The organism is Bradyrhizobium sp. 40 (assembly GCF_023100925.1).
Classification (GTDB): Bacteria; Pseudomonadota; Alphaproteobacteria; order Rhizobiales; family Xanthobacteraceae; genus Bradyrhizobium.
This window is the reverse complement of record NZ_CP064688.1, coordinates 3,304,971-3,324,655: the sequence shown is the minus strand read 5'-3', so window position 1 is coordinate 3,324,655 and position 19,685 is coordinate 3,304,971. Positions and strand designations below refer to the sequence as shown.

The following is a 19,685-nucleotide window of genomic DNA, read 5'->3' as shown; positions in this document are numbered from 1 at the left end:
GACAATAGCGTTTTGTTATCCCGAAACAACCTCTTGCCCCCAGCCTTTTGCATTCGGGACGATCCGGCCGCAGACGGTCGAATTCACAAGAAACACATCAAAATCAAACAGATAATTCGACCTTTCAAACCACGATCGCAAACACCTCGCGCCCCGTAGCAAAGCGGTCCTCTGGGAAAGACGGCGCCTATTGGTCTTTCTTCTTGTCCTGGAGCGCCTTCAGGACCGCAAAGGGATGATCCTCCGGATCGGGGGCGGTGACCTCGGGCTCAAACACCACCCCCGGCTTCCGCGGATAGGGATCCACCGCCAGGAATAGGGCGTCGGTGGCGAGTCGGCCGAGGTCGATGATGCCATTGACGATCGCCTCCGGGGGGTCGGCGACCTGCTCCTGATCGTCGTGCACCTCCTCCATCAGCTCGGCCAGGCGGCGGACTTCGGCCTCGGGGGCAAATATCAGGTCCACCTCCTCGTCGATCTCGCTCTCCATCGGGTCAAGCGTGACCACGCAGGTCTGGCCGATCCGGGCGCGGACGTGCCCCGTGACCTGGATCTGGTTGCCGCTTTTCGGCACGACATCGAAATCAGCCCGGACCGAAACAACCTCGCGCAAGCCTGCCGTCTCAGCCATGGCCTGCCGCTCGGCGGCCGAGGCCTCGAGCTTGCGATGCAGGCCGGTGTCCGGGATCTGTGCAACGATGACGGGCACCTGCCAGGGATCGGGCCCGGATGCGGTAATCGGTCGGCTCATGGCTTGACATCCTCAGGGAGCGCTGGGGGAAACTTGAAAGACGCGGCCAACAATGCGGCCTCGCCGGTCCGGGCGAGGTCGGCCTCGGCAGCCCTGGCATAGGCCGCGAGCCGCTGCGCCTGGTCCATGCCGGCCCCATTCAAGATATTCTTGCAGATCGCCGACGCCAGCGCCTCGCCGCCGCTTTCCATGGCCTGATCGTAGGCCTGGACCCGGCCGTAAAACGCCTCGCCGAAGGCTCGCATCCGCTTCGGCACGGTCTGGTCGCCTATCCCCATCTCGCGCAGATTGTCGTCCATATCCTCGCAGAAGCGGTCGAACAGCGCCTGCGACAGCTCGGCGGCGCCCTGAACCGTGCGCAGACGGCGCAGCAGCAGCCAGAGGTGCAGCAGCAACAGATCGAAACGCCCGTTAACGGTATCCGGCACGCCCAAGTCGCGGTAAAATATGGGTTCTCGCGCCTGCGTCACGATCATGCCATAGATGGCTTCAATGGTGCCCGGCGAGGCTAGGCGGGGTTTCCTGAAGTGATTGAACGGCCAAAGCATTGTGGTTTCCGCAAGCGGGCGCGCGCGTGTTGCATTCAGAGCCTCCGCCCGGTACTTCAGCGCCTCGCGCGACGCAAGGGGACGGAATCAGTTCCGCTATGACGATAACGAACCAGACCAGCCTGCGTGCAGACAAGCGGCGCGGCCTTCAAGCACGTTGGCGCGGCTTGCGCCTGTTCGCGGCCGCGGCCCTGGTTGGGGCTGCGCTTGCGGGCTGCACCGGCGAGCAGTTCCAGAAGGGTTACATCCTGCCGCCCAACGCGCTGGAGCAGATCCCGATTGGCGCGAGCCAGGACCAAGTGCTGATCGTGATGGGCACCCCCTCCACCGTCGCAACCCTCGACGGCGAGGTGTTCTATTACATCTCGCAGCGCTCGGAGCGCATGGTCGCCTTCATGAATCAGAAGGTGGTCGATCAGCGCGTCATCGCGGTCTATTTCGACAAGAACCGGCGCGTGCGCCGGCTTGCGAATTACGGCCTGCAGGACGGCAAGATCTTCGACTTCATCAGCCGCACCACGCCGACGTCGGGCCAGGAGATGAGCTACCTCACGCCGATCTTCAAGCTGCTCAGCTTTAACTGAGCCTTCAGCCTGCGGCTTCGTGCGGCTTGCCGTTGCGCGTCCTGTTCCATACGCTCCATGCAAAACAAGATGCAGGGAGTGGATTCGTGCCCAAACAATTGTTGTCCCGCCGTCGCGTGCTCACCGGTGCTACCGCCCTCTCGGCCGCAGCGATCCTGCCGCGATCGAGCCTGGCGGACTGGAAGCCCACCGAGAACGTCCGCCTCGTCGTGCCGGCTGCCGCCGGCGGTTCGACCGACGTGATGGGGCGGCTTCTGGCCGCGCACCTGCAAACCGCCTGGGGCCAATCGGCCGTGGTGGAAAATCGCTCCGGCGGCGGCGGCACGATCGGCACGGCCGAGGTGGTCCGCGCCAAGCCGGACGGCCACACCATCCTGATCGGCAATCCCGGCCCGAACGCGATCGCCTACAGCATCTTCAAGAATCTCACCTACAAGCCGGACCAGCTCCAGCCGGTCTCCAACATGATCCGGATCCCGAACATCGTCTCGGCTCATCCCAAGACCGGCATCAAGTCGATCGCCGAGCTGGTCGCCTATCTCAAGGCCAATCCGGACAAGCTCAGCTACGCCTCCTCCGGCGTCGGCCAGAGCCCTCACCTCACCGGCGCCTGGTTCCTGCAGCTCACCGGCCTGAAGATGACGCACATCCCGTTCCGCGGCGCCGGTCCCGCGCTCCAGGCGGCGCTCGCCGGCGACATCCAGATCCTGTTCGACAATCTCTATCCGAGCCTGCCGCAGGTGCAGAACGGCACCCTGACCGGCCTCTGCGTCACCACGACCGAGCGTAGCGACCTTGCGCCGAACCTGCCGACCATGCGCGAGAGCGCGCCGGAGCTTGCGGCTTTCGACGTCTCGTCGTGGTTCTCGGTGTTCCTGCCGAAGGGTGTGCAGCCCGCCGTTGTCGAAGCGCTCAACCTTCAAGTGAAGGCGATGCTCGAGCGCGACGACATCAAGAAGAACATCGTGGCCATGGGCGCCCGCGCCGACTACGGCACGCCCGACCAGTTTGCCGCCTTCGTGGACGCCGAGACCAAGAAGTTCGCCGGCATCATCCAGAAGGAAGGGCTGCAGATGGACGTGCAGTAGGCCCCGCTTGTGGCGCTGGGGATTTGAACCAGTTGAATGCTAAGAGGACGGCCGCCGCCAGCGCGACTGCCAACATTGTGCGAGGCCCGGATTGTCCGGAGCCCCTTTGCGTCTTGCCGCAAGTTGGACAAACACTGTCGGCCGCCAACATGTCGCAGCCGCACCGGATACATCTGGTCGTCTCGAACTTCATGGCGACGCTCCCGCAAAGCGGATAACAAAAACCCGCGGTTTGCACCGCGGGTTTGTCGCAGGAAAGCTGCCTCTGGTTCAGTGCGCGAGGATCGCCAGCAGCAGCAGCGCCACGATGTTCGTGATCTTGATCATCGGGTTCACCGCGGGACCTGCCGTGTCCTTGTAGGGATCGCCGACGGTGTCACCGGTCACGGCCGCCTTGTGGGCATCACTGCCCTTGCCGCCGTAATGGCCGTCCTCGATGTACTTCTTGGCGTTGTCCCAGGCACCGCCGCCCGAGGTCATGGAGATTGCGACGAAAAGGCCCGTCACAATCACGCCGAGCAGCATGGCGCCGACGGCGGAGAACGCGGCCGACTTGCCGACGGCACCGCCACCTGCGATCGCGTAGATCACGAAATAGACGAAGATCGGCGACAGCACCGGCAGCAGCGACGGAATGATCATTTCTTTGATCGCCGCCTTGGTCAGCAGGTCGACGGCCCTGCCGTAGTCCGGCTTGTCCGTGCCCTGCATGATGCCGGGCTTCTCGCGGAACTGGCGCCGCACTTCCTCGACGATCGCGCTGGCTGCACGGCCCACGGCGGTCATGCCCATCGCGCCGAACAGATACGGCAGCAGGCCGCCGAACAAGAGGCCGACGACGACGTAAGGATTGTTGAGCGAGAAGTCGGGCAGTACGCCCTGGAAGTACGGATACTTCGCGGCGTTGGCGATGAAGAATTTGAGGTCTTCATTGTAAGCCGCGAACAGCACCAGCGCGCCGAGACCGGCGGAGCCGATCGCATAGCCCTTGGTGACCGCCTTGGTGGTGTTGCCGACCGCGTCGAGCGCGTCGGTGGACTTGCGGACTTCCTTCGGAAGACCGGCCATTTCGGCTATGCCGCCGGCATTGTCGGTGACCGGGCCGAAAGCGTCGAGCGCGACGACCATGCCAGCCAGCGCCAGCATGGTGGCGGTCGCGATCGCGATGCCGAACAAGCCGGCAAGGCTGTAAGTGACGAGAATGCCGGCGATGATCACCAGCGCCGGACCAGCGGTGGATTCCATCGAGATCGCCAGGCCCTGGATCACGTTGGTGCCGTGACCGGTAACCGACGACGCCGCGATCGACTTGACCGGGCGATAATCGGTGCCGGTATAGTATTCGGTGATCACGATGATCAGCCCGGTAACGACGAGGCCGACGACGCCGCACTCGAACAGCGCCATGCCGGTATACTTCACGCCTTCCAGCGGGCCGAAACCGATCAGCCAGTAGATGACGCCGGCAACGCCCACGATCGACAGCACGCCGGTCGCGATCAGGCCCTTGTAGAGCGCACCCATGATCGACTGGCTGGCGCCGAGCTTGACGAAGAAGGTGCCGATGATCGAGGTGATGATGCAGACGCCGCCAATGGCGAGCGGCAGGGTCATCATGTTCACCAGCAGCGGCGAGGTCGCGAAGAAGATCGCGGCGAGCACCATGGTGGCGACCGCAGTCACCGCATAGGTCTCAAACAGGTCGGCCGCCATGCCGGCGCAGTCACCGACATTGTCACCGACGTTGTCGGCGATGGTCGCCGGGTTGCGCGGATCGTCCTCAGGAATGCCGGCCTCGACCTTTCCGACGAGATCGCCGCCGACGTCAGCACCCTTGGTGAAGATGCCGCCGCCGAGACGGGCGAAGATCGAGATCAGCGAGGCGCCGAAGCCGAGCGCCACCAGCGCATCGACGACGACACGGTCGTTGGCCTTCAGCCCCATGCCGTGCGTGAGATAGGCGAAATAAATGGTAACGCCGAGCAGTGCGAGACCCGCGACTAGCATGCCGGTGATGGCGCCCGCCTTGAAGGCGAGCTCGAGGCCGCCGGCAAGCGATGTCGTCGCCGCCTGCGCGGTGCGCACATTGGCGCGAACCGAGACGTTCATACCGATGAAGCCCGCCGCGCCCGACAACACCGCACCGATCAGGAAGCCGATCGCAACCAGCATGCCGAGGAAGTAGGCCAGCAGGGCGAAAATCACGACGCCGACCATGCCGATCGTCATGTACTGTCGCTTGAGATAGGCCTGCGCGCCCTCGGCCACCGCAGCCGCGATTTCCTGCATGCGCGGAGACCCCGCATCCGCACTCAAAACCGAAGACGTCGCCCAGATCGCGTAGACGACGGAAAGCACTCCGCAGAGCACAATCAACCATAATGCTGTCATGTGATTTTTTGCCTCAGATCCTTGATGAACGTACCCCCGGCGCCTTTTGTTTTTCCGTCGTGCGGTGCGGCGCCTTGATTTGAAAAAGGCCGCCCCTTGCCCGAAGGCGCGGCCCTAGTCGGTCACGACCTTGCCAAAATCAAATTGAGGGTGCAACGCCAGATAAGCCCGAAAAGCCGATCTCGGCAGGTATTTAGCCGGTCTTGGCAGCCCGGACGCCGGTTTGGCGCAATTCCTAGAAGTGGCTGTAGGACAGTCGCTTCAAGACCAGCTCTTGGCCCTGCCCGTCCAGGAAGCGCGGCCGCTCATCGCCCGCGACGATCGTGCCGATGGCCGTGACGGCAAGGCCGGCCGCCCGCCCCAAGGCGATCAGTGCGTCGCCTTGCGCCGGCGGAACGGTGCACAGCACCTCGTAATCGTCCCCCCCGGCCAGCAGCGTCTCAACGGAAACGACCTTGCCCGCGATCAGGCCGGCGGCAGCGGCCGAGAGCGGCACGCTGGTCACCTCGATCGTGGCCGAGACGCCTGACGCCGCACAGAGCTTGGTCAGGTCTCCTGCAAGCCCGTCGGAGACATCCATCGCAGCCGTTGCATGGTCACGCACGCCGTGCGCGAGAGCATTGCGCGGCTGCGGCACGCGATAGCGCGAGATCAGCGTCTCGCGCGCGTGCGGATCGGAGGCCAGCGCATTCGCCACCGCGCCGCCCTTGAGCACATCGAGGCCAAGCGCGGCGTCGCCGATCGTCCCCGTCACCAGGATACGGTCGCCCGGCTTGGCGCCGCTGCGGCCGACCATCCGGCCCTGCGGCACGCGGCCAAAGGCGGTGATCGAGATCATCTGCGGCCCCGGCGTCGACACCGTATCGCCGCCGAGCAGTGGACAAGCGAAGGTTTTCGCATCCTCGCCGAGCGCGTCCGCAAACGGCCTGAGCCAGCCGTCTTCCCTGCTGCGCAACGCCAGTGTCAGCACGAAGCCGGCCGGCACGGCGCCCTTGGCAGCGAGATCGGACAGGTTCACCCGCAGCGCCTTGCGCGCGATGGTATCGGGCGGATCGCTGGCAAGATAATGCACACCCTCCACCACCGCGTCGGTAGTGACGACGATGTCGCTGCCGAGCGCCTGCAGGATGGCGGCATCGTCCACCAACCCCAACGCGCCGGGATCAGTCGCCAGCGGCTTGAAATAGCGCGCAATGAGGGAGTCTTCGGCGGAGGGATTGTGCGGGCTGGTCATTAGCGTTAGCCACACACATCGCTGTCATCGCCCGGCTTGACCGGGCGATCCAGTATTCCAGAGACGATCGTGGGACATCGATAGGCCCCGGCGTACTGGATCACCCGCCTTCGCGGGTGATGACAGCGGAATATGGGGCAGCCGTATCGCATCACTTCACCGCCCTCGCGGATATCTACCCCCGCCCGAACTCGTCACCGCGAAACTGGCGGCCGATCTGGTCGAGCACAGCGTTGACCATGCCGGTCTCCTCGCGGTCGACGAAGGCATTGGCGACGTCGACATATTCGGACACGACGACGCGGCCCGGCACGTCCTTGCGATGTTCCAATTCGTAGGCCCCTGCCCGCAGCACCGCGCGCAGGATCGCTTCGATGCGCTTCAACGGCCAGCCCTTCGACAGCGCCTCGTCGATCAGCGGATCGAGCTTCTTCTGGTCGCGCACGACGCCGGAAACGACGTCGCGGAAGAACGCCGCTTCCGCCGGGAGATATGTATCGCCCTCGACCTCGTTGCCGAGCCAGTAACTCTCGAACTCCGCAAAAATGTCGTTGATGCCGGCACCACCGATATCCATCTGGTACAGCGCCTGCACGGCTGCGAGCCGCGCCGCACCGCGCCGGTTCGCTTTCTTCTCCGTGCCAGCCGGCGGCTTCTTGCTGTTGTCGGCCATGATCAAGCCCGCGCCAGCCGGCGCTTTATGCGCAGCATCGCAATCGCGGCCCGCGCGGCATCGCCGCCCTTGTTCAGCTCGCTGGCGCGCGCCCGCGCCCAGGCCTGCGCCTCGGTGTTGACGGTGAGGATGCCGTTACCCAGCGGCAGCTTGCGCGCCACCGCCAGGTCCATCAGCGCGCGGGAAGATTCCTGCGAGACGATCTCGAAATGGATGGTGTCGCCACGGATCACGCAGCCGAGCGCGATCGCGGCGTCGTAAGGCTTGCCATTGGCGGCCGCGGCATCAACCGCGATGGCGATCGCCGCAGGAATCTCCAGTGCGCCGGGAACCGTGATGACGTCGTGGGTCAGACCGGCCGCCTTCAGCTCGGCCACCGCGCCTTCGAGCATCGCGTCCTGGAGATCGTCATAGAACCGCGCCTCGACAATCAGCGCGCGTGCGCCGGAGATGTCGGTCTGGTCCTTCAGGGGTGCGCGCCGCGCGTCTGCCATAGTCAAATCCGTTCCACAGGGGTTGGCGCTATGTAGTCGCCACCAGCGGGTAAGCCAAGTTCAAAGACGCCGTCACTTCATTTCCGTCAGCCGCGCCGCGTAGCGGGCCATCAAGTCGACCTCGATATTGACCTCATCTCCCGCCTTCCAGCCGCCGATTGTCGTGACCGTCAGGGTGTGCGGGATGATCAGCACGGAAAAGGTCACGTCCTTCACCGTATTAACCGTCAGCGAGACGCCGTCGAGCGTGATCGAGCCCTTGGTCGCGATGAACCGCGCCAGCTCCCGCGTCGTGGAGAGCTCGAACCGCGCCATCTCGGGCAGGTCCTCGCGGCTGACGAGGGTCGCGATGCCATCGGCATGGCCGGCGACGATATGCCCGCCAAGCTCGTCGCCGATCTTGAGCGCACGCTCGAGATTGAGCCTGGTGCCGACCCTCCAGTGCTTTGCCGTCGTCAGCGCCAGCGTCTCGGCCGCGGCATCGACGTCGAACCAGGTCCTCTGAGCGTCCTTGCCGCCTTCGACGCCGGAAGCAACCACCGTCAGGCAGACGCCATTGCAGGCGATCGAGGCGCCGTCGGCAATGGTGGTCTGGTCGTAGCGGCAGGCGATGCGCAGCCGGTGCAGCTGGCCCTGCGCCGTCGGCGTGAAGTCGACGATCTCGCCGATATCGGTGACAATGCCGGTAAACATTTACGCGCGCTCGTAGATGGTGAGAGTATCCTTGTCGAAGGTCTCGCTAGCATGAACCTTGTAGGCCTGCGACTGCGTGATTTTCGACAGCGGCAATGCAGCGAGCGCATCCACCCCGTCGGCGCCCACCGCCTCTGCACCGCGGAACAGCCAGATCTCGTCAACGAGGTCGGCGGCGATAAAGGACGCCGCGACGCGGCTGCCGCCCTCGACCATCAGCCGCGTGATACCCTTGCCGGCCAATGCATGCAGCACCGCCGCAAGATCGAGTCCCGAGGCATTGCCGGGCGGCACGCGGATCACCTGCGCGCCGGCAGCACCGAGCCGCGTGGCGGCCGCGGCCTCCGCGAGCTCAGAACCCATCACCCACAGCGGAATCTCGCGCGCGGAGCCCACGAGCTTGCTCGCGCCGGGAATGCGCAGGCTCTGATCGAGCACCACGCGCACCGGTGAGCGCGCTGCCATGCCCGGCAGGCGGCAGTCGAGCTGCGGATCGTCCGCCAGCACAGTGCCGATGCCGACCAGGATGGCGTCGCTTTGCGCGCGCAGGAGATGCACCCGGTTGCGCGCCGCCTCGCCGGTGATCGCGACCGGCTTGCCCCCGGCCGCGCCGATCTTGCCGTCGGGCGAGACCGCGAGCTTCAGGATCACGTGCGGTCGGTGATCCCTGATGCGACGCAAATGTCCGGCGTGGTCGAAGGCGGCTTCGCGCGCGTACAGACCCACATCCACCATGATGCCGGCGGCGCGCAGGCGCGCATAACCTTGACCGGCGACTTCCGGATTGGGATCCTCGATCGCGGCCACCACACGCTTGATGCCGGCGGCAATCACGGCGTCGGCGCACGGTGGCGATTTGCCGAAATGCGAACACGGCTCCAGCGTGACGTAGAGCGTGGCGCCGCGCGCGGCCTCGCCTGCGCGCCGCAGCGCTTCAGGCTCGCCATGCGGTCGTCCGCCTGGTTGGGTCCAGCCGCGGCCGACGATCACGCCATCCTTGACGATGACGGCACCGACGGCGGGATTGGGCCAGGTACGTCCCTGCCCGCGCCTGCCGAGCGCCAGCGCAAGCTCCATGAAGCGCCGGTCGGCATCCCTGGACTCGCGCGCCTTCTGCGCGAATTGATCCTCCAGGATGCGGAAGATCATTTGCGGATCGCGGCGAGCCGCGCTTCCTCCTCACCGGAGAGCTCGCCGAGCACGTCGGCGAAATCCTTGGCCTCGCGGAAATTGCGGTAGACCGAGGCGAAGCGGACATAGGCAACATCGTCGAGCGTGCGCAGATGCTCCATCACGGTCTCGCCGATCACTTCGGAGGAGATTTCAGCCTCGCCCCCGGTCTCGAGCTCGCGCACGATGGTGGAGACCATCTTCTCCACCCGCTCCGGCTCGACCTGCCGCTTGCGCAAGCTGATCGACACCGAGCGCATCAGCTTGTCGCGGTCGAACGGCACGCGGCGGCCGTTACGCTTGATCACCGTGAGCTCGCGCAGCTGCACGCGCTCGAAGGTGGTGAAGCGGAAATTGCAGGCGACGCACACGCGTCGCCTGCGGATCACGGAAGAGTCCTCGGTCGGACGCGAGTCCTTCACCTGCGTATCGAGACTGTTGCAGTTCGGGCAGCGCATCCGTTGACCTTGACCGGTTTTCTTGGACCTTACTGATAGATCGGGAAACGGTCGGTGAGCGCCTTGACCCGTTCCTTGATCGCGGCTTCCACCAGCGGCGCCTTGCCGTCGGAGGACTGCGCGATCGCGTTGAGGACCTCGGCGATCATACCGGCGACCTGCTGGAATTCAGCGACTCCGAAGCCGCGGGTGGTTGCCGCAGGCGTGCCCAGCCGAATACCGGAGGTGACAAACGGCGACTCGGGGTCGAAAGGAATACCGTTCTTGTTGCAGGTGATGGCAGCGCGAACCAGCGCCTTCTCCGAGGCGTTGCCCTTCAGGCCCTTCGGCCGGAGGTCAACCAGCATCAGATGGTTATCGGTGCCACCGGAGACAATATCGAACCCGTGGCCCTTCATCGCCTCGGCCAGCGCCTTGGCGTTCTCGACGACGTTCTTGGCATAGACCTTGAAGTCCGGCCGCAGTGCCTCGGCAAATGCGACTGCCTTCGCCGCGATCACATGCATCAGGGGGCCGCCCTGCAGGCCCGGGAAGATCGCCGAGTTGAATTTCTTGGTCAGCGCCTCGTCATTCCACAGCATCAGGCCGCCGCGCGGACCGCGCAGCGATTTGTGGGTCGTGGTGGTGGTGATGTGAGCATGCGGCACCGGCGAGGCATGCACGCCGCCGGCGACGAGACCGGCGAAGTGCGCCATGTCGACCAGGAGATACGCGCCGACGCTGTCCGCGATCTCGCGGAAGCGCTTGAAGTCCCAGGCGCGCGAATAAGCCGAGCCGCCGGCCACGATCAGCTTCGGCTTGACCTCCTCGGCCTGCTTGGCGACGGCGTCCATGTCGATGATCTGGTCCTCGCGGCGCACGGTGTAGTGCGCGGCCTTGAACCACTTGCCGCTCATGTTGACGGGGGAGCCGTGGGTGAGATGGCCGCCGGCCGCGAGATCGAGGCCCATGAAGGTGTCGCCGGGCTGAAGCAGCGCCAGAAACACCGCCTGGTTCATCTGGCTGCCGGAGTTCGGCTGCACGTTGGCGAAGTTGGCGCCGAACAGCTTCTTGGCGCGATCGATCGCGAGGTTCTCGGCGACGTCGACCCACTCACAACCGCCGTAGTAGCGCGCGCCCGGATAGCCTTCCGCATATTTGTTGGTCATCACCGAACCCTGCGCTTCCAGCACGGCACGGCTGACGATGTTCTCGGAGGCGATCAGCTCGACCTCGTGACGCTGGCGGCCGAGCTCGCCCTTGATGGCGGCTGCGATTTCCGGGTCAGCCTGCTCGAGCGAGGCGGTGAAAAACGAATCGGGCGCGGAGGCGGTTTTGGCGAAGGTCATCTTGCGAATATCTCCACCGCCGCAGCCTTTTGGCGGGCTACGGGCGGGTCTGGTGTGGCGATCGGAAGCGGCGAGCGCGATCTACCACATCGCCCGCAACAGGCCAAGTAGTTGCGGGTCGGACCTGTGATTTATGCAAGATATGGTGGGATTGGAGGATTTGGACGACGGGGCGGTATCCGGTCGTCCGTGTCCTGAAAGGCCTGCTTTGGGCTTGATAGGCCGCGCGGGTGCGAGCCAGCCTCTACAGCCCGGTATACCCCGCCTTCACGGGATCCACGCTGCCGTCGAGCTGCCGCAGATAGGTGAGGCCGCAAACCGTCAACCTGTGGGTGTCCTTCTCGCCGGCTTCCATCAACGTGTTGAGGTAGTTAGTCACCTTTTCCCGCGCCTCCGCGCTCGCCGCAGACGTGCGGTTGGCGAGCAAATCGTAGGTATGCATGATCCGGTCGATGGCAGCTTCCATGGCACCCTCTGGTTCTTGCCGCGTTTGGGGGTTGAGATCAGGCAACCGCTTTGGCCTCGGACTGCGCCTCGAAGCTGACGATGGCCTTGTTGGCCAGCCTGATCTTGTTGAATTCGCCGTGCTGGAGCAGCTTGATGACGATCTCGAGCAGGCTTTCGTCGGTGACGAGGGTGTCGCGGATCGCGCCGGAGCGGCGAAGATAGTTCGCGGCGATGGCATAGGCCTCGCTCACGAGTTCCACGTTCATCACCCCCACGCCACGCTCGACCAGCATCGTCAGCCTCCGATCCGGAGGAGATAAGTGCCGAACCGGGAACTCGTTCCCTGGGATCGGGGATTTTTTTCGCAACCGCGAAATGGAAAAACGCACCGGTCCGGACACAGCCGGGCCGGCGCGCTTGGGGAAGCTCAGGCGCGTTGGGAGGCTTGCCGGTCTTGTTGCGGGCCGGCTTGGCCTTGTCCCGTCGAAAAGAACTCAGAGACGATACAGGATCTGGTCGGTCCAGAACCGCTCGAGGCGGTGCAGCGACTTGTTGAGGGTCGAGAACTCCTCGCCCGAGATGCCACCGACCTGCTCCACCGTCTTGACGTGCTTCTGGTAGAGCGAGTCGACGATGCGGCGGACTTCCTGGCCCTGCGGCGTCAGGCGGATGCGCACCGAGCGGCGATCGACGCGCGAGCGCTGATGATCGAGGAAGCCGAGCTCGACGAGCTTCTTCAGATTGTAGGAGACGTTGGAGCCGAGATAATAACCGCGCGTGCGCAGTTCGCCCGCGGTCAGCTCCTTGTCGCCGATGTTGTAGAGCAGCAGCGCCTGCACCGAGTTGATGTCCGCACGGCCGCGGCGATCAAACTCGTCCTTGATGACGTCGAGCAACCGGCGATGCAGCCGCTCCACCAGAGTCAAGGCTTCCAGATAGAGCGTCTGCACCGAACCCTGCTGGCCGGAGACGCGCTCTGCGGTATCTGCCGCAGTTGCGACGGCTTTCATCATGACACTTCCCCTGTTGTCGTTTTTATCGACACTCATTCGACGAAACTTGTGTCCCGTCTGATAGGTGCAACTTAAGGGGCTCGTTTGAAGATCGGCTTAAATAAGAGAATAAAGAGATCATGAATTTAAGACAGTGAATTGCGGATTAAGCCTGTGCCACAAGCACTTTTCGCAACTCTCTGTTGACTCTCGCAAGGTCCTGTTCACCCTCCGTCCGCCCCGATTGTCGCATTCCAGAACAGCCCCGCCCCGTTTCGAAACGGCCGCGTAAGAGCTGTGGCGGAACACGCTGGTTAGCGAAAACTTACGTCGAATTTTACGCAACCAACCGTCAACCAAGCGCGACAATCTCCTGTCCCGGACCAGCACAGCGAAGCGGAGCGCAGAGCCGGGACAGGAGAGTTTGCTATGGCGGCCGTTCGCGTGCGGCCATCCAGGCGAGTGCGAGATAGGCCGCCAGCATGAAGGCTTCGACCCCGACCACAATCAGGCTGCCGCCGTAGATGCCCGGGAACATCAGTTCGATCACCGCCATCGACACCACGGTCGTCAGCCACACCACGGCGCCCCAGGGCGTCGCCAGCCACAGCCCGACCGCGGCAACGAGTTCGATCACGGCGAAGTAGATGGTCGAGGCCTGCCAGGCCATCGACTGGTTCTCGAACGCCTCGTCCTCACCGCCGACGAAGCCCGTCACCTGCGCCCAATGGTAGAGGCCCTTGAGGATCGAGAGCAGCGCCATCACCCGCAGGAACAGCACGAGCCGGCGCGTCCAGACATTGTCGTCGGACTCAGCTCGCTCCGACGAGATCGCCGCCACCGACATTGCGCTGTCTCTGGCATTGTCTCGGACGGCGTCCCTGGCACTGTCGCGGGCCGCATCGCGGGTGGAGATCTCGGACATGCCCCCTTCTGGCTGCTTTGCCCCGCAAAATCAATCGGCTGCCCAAGCCAGTTCTTTACCTTGCGGCACGTCAAGCCGCGGTGACGGGAACCATGTGAGCTGGTATAAGAATAATTCCAGCCGGAGGAAGAGTGATGGCGATCAAATACGGGCGTCCGATCGAATTGCGCGAAGTCTCGCGCCGGGATGGCACTGGGGCCTCTCCTGCCCTCGATCTGACCGTCCGCCCGCGCCGCAACCGCAAGGCCGAATGGGCCCGGCGCATGGTGCGCGAGAACGTGCTCACGACGGACGATCTGATCTGGCCGCTGTTCCTGATCGACGGCAACAACAAGCGCGAGCAGATCGCCTCGATGCCGGGCGTCGAGCGTCTCAGCGTCGACCAGGCCGTGCGCGACGCCGAACGCGCGATGAAGCTCACCATTCCCTGTCTCGCGCTGTTTCCCTACACCGACCCGTCCCTGCGCGACGAGGAGGGCTCGGAAGCCACCAACCCGAACAATCTGGTCTGCCAGGCGGTGCGCGCGATCAAGAAGGAGTTTCCGGAGATCGGCATTCTCTGCGACGTCGCGCTCGATCCCTTCACCAGTCACGGCCATGACGGCCTGATCTCCGACGGCAAGATCCTGAACGACGAGACAGTCGCCGTGCTGGTGCGTCAGGCCCTGGTGCAGGCCGAAGCCGGCTGCGACATCATCGCGCCCTCCGACATGATGGACGGCCGCGTCGCCGCGATCCGCGAAGGCCTGGATCGCACCGGCCTGCTTGACGTGCAGATCATGGCCTATGCCGCAAAATACGCCTCCGCCTTCTACGGCCCGTTCCGCGACGCCATCGGCTCGGCCAAGACGCTCACTGGCGACAAACGCACCTATCAGATGGACAGCGCCAACACCGACGAGGCGCTGCGCGAGGTCGAGCTCGACATCGCCGAGGGCGCCGACATGGTGATGGTCAAGCCCGGCATGCCCTATCTCGACGTCGTCCGCCGCGTGAAGGACACGTTCGCAATGCCGACCTTCGCCTACCAGGTGTCCGGCGAATACGCGATGATCGCGGCCGCCGCCAACAACGGCTGGCTCGACGGCGACCGCGCCATGATGGAGAGCCTGCTCGCCTTCAAGCGCGCCGGCGCCGACGGTGTGCTGAGTTATTTCGCACCGAAGGCGGCGGAGAAGCTGCGGGCACAGGGGTAGACCCCAAGGTCGTCCTGGCGAAAGCCAGGACCCATACCGCGTGATCTCTCGATTCCGATCGGTCGCAGTACCGACGATCAATCTTCGCCAAACATCTCCTTGGGGTAATGGGTCCTGGCTTTCGCCAGGACGACACCGAGGGTGTGCCACCACCACCTCCGCCGCCCCCGAATCGCCGGAATATTTCGGCTTGTTAATCCCGGCGCCCTTGGCACGCGGACGGCCTGTTCCCATGTCCTGCCACGGGAGTCCTGCCACGGGAGTTTCCCTCGGGAGAATGGTCATGTCGTATTCGGACTCGGGCAATGCCTGGCGCAATGACGGTGGGGCGCAGCCGCACGCCTACGATCCCTATCTGCACCCGGAACTGTTCCGCGGCGTTGCGACGCGGCGGGTGTTCGCCTTCCTGATCGACATGGTCGTGATCTCGGTGCCGGTGATCCTCGGCTACCTCTTCATCGCGGTGTTCGGCGTGGTCACGCTCGGCATCGGCTGGGCGCTGTTCTGGCTGGCCTGGCCGGCCTCCGTGATCTGGGCCATCGTCTATTACGGCGCCTGCATCGGCGGTCCGTCGTCCGCGACCATCGGCATGCGCGTGATGGATCTTGAATTGCGCACCTGGTACGGCGCGCCCGGCTATTTCGTGCTCGGGGCCACCCACGCCGTGCTGTTCTGGGTGACCGTCTCGTTCCTGTCGCCTTTCGTCGTCCTGGTCGGCCTCTTCAACGGCCGCAGGCGCTTGCTGCAGGATTTCGTGTTGGGAACGGTCGTGATCAACAATTCCGTTCGTGCGCCGGTGCCTCAAGGCGCCAGGACCTACTGATCAGCGACCTTTCGATCAAGGACCTACTGATCAACCAACCTGGATCAAGAACCTATCAACCTGGACCCGCTATGCTGTCCGATCTGACCTGCCGAGTAGACCGATTGACCGGGGGCTTTCGTAGCGCGATGCTGATGCACATTTTGGAGGCCCACGACGTCCCTTGACCCAGCACTCGCGCGACACCCCACAATTTTACCTCACGGCGCCCTCCCCCTGCCCCTATCTGCCGGGCCGGCACGAGCGCAAGGTGTTTACGCACCTCGTAGGTGAGCGCGCCGGTGACCTCAACGACCTCCTGACCCACGGCGGCTTCCGTCGCAGTCAGTCGATCGCCTACCGTCCCGCCTGCGACCAGTGTCGCGCCTGCGTCTCGGTCCGGGTGATCGCCAACGAGTTCCGCCCCTCCCGCAACTTCCGCAAAGTGATCGCGCGCAACGCCGACATCATCGGCGAGCAGCGCAGCGCGGTGCCGACCTCCGAGCAATATTCGGTGTTCCGCGCCTATCTCGATTCCCGTCACCGCCATGGCGGCATGGCCGACATGACCGTGCTCGACTACGCCATGATGGTCGAGGACAGCCACGTCGAGACCCGCATCATCGAGTACCGTAAGCGTGGTCCCGACAGCGGCATCACCGGCCGCGGCGAGGATCTGATCGCGGTCGCGCTGACCGACGTGCTCAGCGACGGCCTGTCGATGGTCTATTCGTTCTTCGAGCCGGGCGAGGTCAGCCGCTCGATGGGCACCTTCATGATCCTCGACCACATCGCCCGCGCCCGCCGGCAGGGATTGCCTTACGTCTATCTCGGCTACTGGATCGAAGGCTCCAAGAAGATGGACTACAAGGCCCGCTTCCTGCCGCAGCAGCGCCTCGCGCCGTCAGGCTGGCTGCGCATCGACGCGCAAGGCGATGCGACGTCCGAGCCGCAGGATTAGCTCTCCGTCATGCCAGGCGCAGTCGGGGCATCCAGTACGCCACGGCGCTTCGGGTCAATCACAACCGGTCTCTGAAATACTGGACCGCCAGGCTAAACCGGGCGATGACAGCAATCGAGGTGGCGCCCTCACCCGAACAGCGTATCCGCGAGCAGCTTCAGGTTCAAAACCACGATGATGCCGGCAACGATCCAAGCGATCGCCGCGACCCACGCCGGGATTACGAACTTGCCCATCTTGCGGCGGTCCGAGACGAACCGCACCAGCGGGATCACGGCGAAAGGCAGCTGCATCGACAACACGACCTGGCTGAATACCAGCAGATCAGCCGTGCCGCGTTCGCCATAGATCGCGGTGACGACGATCACGGGAATGATCGCGATGCCGCGCGTCAGCAACCGGCGCGCCCAGCTCGGCAGGCGCAAATCGAGAAAGCCTTCCATCACGATCTGGCCGGCAAGCGTCGCCGTCACCGTTGAATTCAGGCCCGAGGCAAGCAGCGCCACTGCGAACAGTGTCGAGGCGATGCCGAGCCCGAGCAGCGGAGACAGCAGCTCGAAGGCCTGGCCGATCTCGGCAACGTCAGAATGGCCGCTCTTGTGGAAGGTTGCGGCAGCCACGACCAGGATCGCGGCGTTGATGAACAGCGCCAGCATCAGGGCGATGGTCGAATCCGTCGTCGCCCATTTGATCGCCTCGCGCCGGCCTTCGTCGTTGCGCTCATAGGCGCGCGTCTGCACGATCGAGGAGTGCAGATAGAGATTATGCGGCATGACGGTCGCACCGATGATGCCGATCGCGATGTAGAGCATCTCGGGGTTGGTGAAGATCTCGGTCTTCGGCACAAATCCCCTCAGCATCTCGGCCACCGGCGGTGCTGCCGCGGCAAGCTGGACGGTGAAACAGACTGCGATCACGACGAGCAGCGCGATGACGAAGGCTTCGAGGAAACGGAAGCCACGATTCATCAAGATGAGCAGCAAAAAGGCATCCAGCGCGGCGATCAGCGCGCCGCCAATCAGGGGAATGCCGAACAGCAGCTTGAGCGCGATCGCGGTGCCGATGACCTCGGCGAGATCGCAGGCGATGATCGCCGCCTCGCAGGCAAGCCAGAGCAGAAAGTTCACGGCCGGCGAATAGGTCCCGCGGCAGGCCTGCGCCAGGTCGCGGTCGGTGACGATGCCGAGCCGTGCCGCCAGTGATTGCAGCAGGATCGCCATCAAATTCGAGAGCAGGATGACCGAGAGCAGCGTGTAGCCGAACTTGGACCCGCCGGCGAGGTCGGTCGCCCAATTGCCGGGGTCCATGTAGCCGACCGAGACCAGATAGCCCGGGCCGACGAAGGCGAGCAGGCGCCGCCACCACACCCCCGCGATGGGAAGGGCGACCGAGGCATTCACCTCGGCAAGGCTCTTGGTCGCAGGCGCATCATTGCGCCAGCCGGCGGCGTCTCGGGTCAGATCGGGAGAGCGAGCATCCATGGAGCGAGAATACCGAAGTCGAGCCTTATTGCAACTCATTTGCAACTGCATCTAGCGGCATCGGTCTCTGGGCGGTCGCTATGTGTCGCCCCTGTCGGGAAGCGGGTGGGTTTGGCCGTTATCCGAGGCGGATACTGGCGCCAACCCGACTTTGCAGGAAATGAGCCATGTCAATTCCCCCGCGCCTCCCCGAGACATTCAACCGCCTCGCCTGGTCGAACCTGGCGGCACAGTCGGCCGAACAGATCGCGCTGGCCGCGGCCCCCATCGTCGCGGTGCTGACGCTCGGCGTCGCCGAGGGCCAGACGGGCCTGCTCCAGACCGCGCTGACCCTGCCCTTCGTCCTGTTCGCGATACCGGCCGGCCTGCTGGCCGACCGCATCTCCCGCCGTTCGCTGATGGCGGGCGCCGAGGCGCTGCGGGCCGCGGCCCTTGCAGCGATCGTGCTGCTGCTCGCGCTCGGCGCGCTCAATCTGCCGCTGCTGGCGCTGCTCGGCTTTGCCGCCGTGTGCGGCACCGTCGTCTACAGCGTGGCCGCGCCGGCGCTGGTGCCCTCCCTGGTGAGTTCGGACCTGTTGCCGGCAGCCAATGCGCGGATCGAGCTCGCACGCACCATCGCCTTCGCCAGCGGCCCTGCGCTCGGCGGCGTGCTGGTCGGGTGGTGGGGCGCGAGCCCGGCCTTCGGCTTTGCGGCCGCGCTGTCCGCGATCGCCGTCGTGCTGCTCTCCGGCATCTACGAGCCCGACCGCACGCCGGCCCCACGACGGCATCCGTTCCAGGACATCCGCGAGGGCGCGGCCTTCGTGTTTCATCATCCGCTGCTCCGGCCGGTGTTCATCACCCAGTTCATCTTCAACACCGGATGGTTTCTGCAGATCGCGGTGTTCGTGCCCTACGCCGTACGTCACCTCGGCCTGACCGCTGCCGGCATCGGCACCGTGCTGACGATGTACGGTGTCGGCATGGTGATCGGCGCGCTGTTCGCCACGCGCGTGATGAAGCGCATCGCGTTCGGCACGGTCGTCGGCCTCGGCCCCGTCACCGGCTTCGTCGCGGCGGTGGTGATGGCGCTGACGGTGCTGGTCCCCTCGCCCTGGCTTGCGGCCTTGAGCTTCTTCCTGCTCGGCGTCGGGCCGATCCTGTGGGTGATCTCGACCACGACGTTGCGCCAGTCGGTGACCCCGCCACGCCTGCTCGGCCGCGTCTCCGCCATCAACATCATGAGCTACGGCGCCCGCCCGATCGGCTCGGCGCTGGGTGCGATCGTCGGCGGCCTCTGGAGCGCGGAAGCGTGCCTCTATCTCGCCGCGGCCGTGTTCGGCGTGCAGGCGCTGGTGATCTGGCTCTCGCCCGCCGTGGCGCTGGACCGGCAGCCGGACATGGTGGGCGATGAGGCGGTGGCGCGGTGTTAGCTGCACCGTCATTGCGGGCGAAGCGAAGCAATCCAGAATCCGTCCGCGGAGACAGTC

Annotated in this window: 21 protein-coding genes; 6 read left to right on the top strand and 15 right to left on the bottom strand. The window is 64.8% G+C overall.

Annotation, left to right across the window (positions count from 1 at the left end):
• Window positions 1–187: 187 nt before the first annotated feature.
• Entirely contained in the window at window positions 188–751 is a 564-nt protein-coding gene (locus tag IVB40_RS16180) for a DUF177 domain-containing protein (protein ID WP_247819298.1), read from the bottom strand.
• Window positions 748–1,299 carry a ubiquinol-cytochrome C chaperone family protein gene (locus IVB40_RS16175; RefSeq protein ID WP_247819297.1) on the bottom strand — a complete coding sequence of 184 codons (552 nt, stop codon included), beginning with the start codon at window positions 1,297–1,299 and terminating at the stop codon, window positions 748–750. The genes IVB40_RS16180 and IVB40_RS16175 overlap by 4 nt, the downstream gene beginning before the upstream one ends.
• Before the next feature lie 98 nt (window positions 1,300–1,397).
• On the opposite strand from IVB40_RS16175, the gene IVB40_RS16170 reads away from it, so the two are divergent.
• Together IVB40_RS16170 and IVB40_RS16165 are read left to right on the top strand one after the other, a co-directional pair.
• Complete coding sequence (locus tag IVB40_RS16170; protein ID WP_027567256.1) at window positions 1,398–1,883, top strand: outer membrane protein assembly factor BamE; 486 nt, start codon at window positions 1,398–1,400, stop codon at window positions 1,881–1,883.
• Window positions 1,884–1,969: 86 nt separating this feature from the next.
• Window positions 1,970–2,971 carry a tripartite tricarboxylate transporter substrate binding protein gene (locus tag IVB40_RS16165; protein ID WP_247819296.1) on the top strand — a complete coding sequence of 334 codons (1,002 nt, stop codon included), beginning with the start codon at window positions 1,970–1,972 and terminating at the stop codon, window positions 2,969–2,971.
• 270 nt (window positions 2,972–3,241) lie between these two features.
• Here IVB40_RS16165 and IVB40_RS16160 read toward each other — a convergent pair whose 3' ends face one another.
• The 12 genes from IVB40_RS16160 to IVB40_RS16105 all read right to left on the bottom strand — a co-directional run bounded on the left by IVB40_RS16160 (window position 3,242) and on the right by IVB40_RS16105 (window position 13,776).
• Window positions 3,242–5,362, bottom strand: coding sequence for a sodium-translocating pyrophosphatase (locus IVB40_RS16160; RefSeq protein ID WP_027567258.1), 2,121 nt, complete (start codon window positions 5,360–5,362; stop codon window positions 3,242–3,244).
• A 235-nt stretch (window positions 5,363–5,597) separates the two neighbouring features.
• The gene (thiL, locus tag IVB40_RS16155) at window positions 5,598–6,596 is read right to left on the bottom strand and encodes a thiamine-phosphate kinase (protein WP_247819295.1); all 999 of its coding nucleotides are present in this window, start codon (window positions 6,594–6,596) and stop codon (window positions 5,598–5,600) included.
• Window positions 6,597–6,771: 175 nt separating this feature from the next.
• The gene (gene nusB / locus IVB40_RS16150; RefSeq protein WP_247819294.1) at window positions 6,772–7,269 is read right to left on the bottom strand and encodes a transcription antitermination factor NusB; all 498 of its coding nucleotides are present in this window, start codon (window positions 7,267–7,269) and stop codon (window positions 6,772–6,774) included.
• 2 nt (window positions 7,270–7,271) lie between these two features.
• Entirely contained in the window at window positions 7,272–7,763 is a 492-nt protein-coding gene (gene ribH / locus IVB40_RS16145) for a 6,7-dimethyl-8-ribityllumazine synthase (RefSeq protein ID WP_007611095.1), read from the bottom strand.
• 72 nt (window positions 7,764–7,835) lie between these two features.
• Entirely contained in the window at window positions 7,836–8,456 is a 621-nt protein-coding gene (locus IVB40_RS16140; RefSeq protein ID WP_247819293.1) for a riboflavin synthase, read from the bottom strand.
• A complete protein-coding gene (ribD, locus tag IVB40_RS16135) occupies window positions 8,457–9,605 on the bottom strand; it encodes a bifunctional diaminohydroxyphosphoribosylaminopyrimidine deaminase/5-amino-6-(5-phosphoribosylamino)uracil reductase RibD (protein ID WP_247819292.1) in 1,149 nt (382 codons plus the stop codon). It lies immediately after the preceding gene.
• Window positions 9,602–10,084, bottom strand: a complete 483-nt coding sequence (gene nrdR, locus IVB40_RS16130) for a transcriptional regulator NrdR (RefSeq protein ID WP_007603426.1) — start codon at window positions 10,082–10,084, stop codon at window positions 9,602–9,604. The genes ribD and nrdR overlap by 4 nt, the downstream gene beginning before the upstream one ends.
• Window positions 10,085–10,113: 29 nt before the next feature.
• Window positions 10,114–11,412, bottom strand: coding sequence for a serine hydroxymethyltransferase (glyA, locus tag IVB40_RS16125; RefSeq protein ID WP_247289354.1), 1,299 nt, complete (start codon window positions 11,410–11,412; stop codon window positions 10,114–10,116).
• A 244-nt stretch (window positions 11,413–11,656) separates the two neighbouring features.
• Window positions 11,657–11,878 (bottom strand): hypothetical protein, encoded by a 222-nt coding sequence (locus IVB40_RS16120; RefSeq protein ID WP_007603423.1) that lies wholly within the window; start codon window positions 11,876–11,878, stop codon window positions 11,657–11,659.
• 37 nt (window positions 11,879–11,915) lie between these two features.
• Entirely contained in the window at window positions 11,916–12,152 is a 237-nt protein-coding gene (locus IVB40_RS16115) for a hypothetical protein (protein WP_027567265.1), read from the bottom strand.
• A 201-nt stretch (window positions 12,153–12,353) separates the two neighbouring features.
• On the bottom strand, window positions 12,354–12,872 hold the full coding sequence (locus IVB40_RS16110; protein ID WP_007603420.1) for a MarR family winged helix-turn-helix transcriptional regulator: 519 nt from the start codon (window positions 12,870–12,872) through the stop codon (window positions 12,354–12,356).
• A gap of 406 nt (window positions 12,873–13,278) precedes the next feature.
• Entirely contained in the window at window positions 13,279–13,776 is a 498-nt protein-coding gene (locus IVB40_RS16105; RefSeq protein ID WP_027518332.1) for a DUF6163 family protein, read from the bottom strand.
• A gap of 134 nt (window positions 13,777–13,910) precedes the next feature.
• Here IVB40_RS16105 and hemB point away from each other — a divergent pair, with 134 nt between their 5' ends.
• From hemB to IVB40_RS16090, 3 genes are all read left to right on the top strand, one after another.
• Window positions 13,911–14,972 (top strand): porphobilinogen synthase, encoded by a 1,062-nt coding sequence (hemB, locus tag IVB40_RS16100; protein WP_247289350.1) that lies wholly within the window; start codon window positions 13,911–13,913, stop codon window positions 14,970–14,972.
• 283 nt (window positions 14,973–15,255) lie between these two features.
• The gene (locus tag IVB40_RS16095) at window positions 15,256–15,795 is read left to right on the top strand and encodes an RDD family protein (protein ID WP_007611123.1); all 540 of its coding nucleotides are present in this window, start codon (window positions 15,256–15,258) and stop codon (window positions 15,793–15,795) included.
• Window positions 15,796–15,958: 163 nt separating this feature from the next.
• Window positions 15,959–16,735 (top strand): arginyltransferase, encoded by a 777-nt coding sequence (locus IVB40_RS16090; protein WP_027567267.1) that lies wholly within the window; start codon window positions 15,959–15,961, stop codon window positions 16,733–16,735.
• 128 nt (window positions 16,736–16,863) lie between these two features.
• On the opposite strand, the gene IVB40_RS16085 is transcribed toward IVB40_RS16090, so the two are convergent.
• Window positions 16,864–18,216 (bottom strand): Nramp family divalent metal transporter, encoded by a 1,353-nt coding sequence (locus IVB40_RS16085; protein WP_247289349.1) that lies wholly within the window; start codon window positions 18,214–18,216, stop codon window positions 16,864–16,866.
• 167 nt (window positions 18,217–18,383) lie between these two features.
• Between IVB40_RS16085 and IVB40_RS16080 the strand changes: the two genes are divergently transcribed.
• Complete coding sequence (locus tag IVB40_RS16080) at window positions 18,384–19,628, top strand: MFS transporter (protein WP_247819291.1); 1,245 nt, start codon at window positions 18,384–18,386, stop codon at window positions 19,626–19,628.
• Window positions 19,629–19,685: the final 57 nt, after the last annotated feature.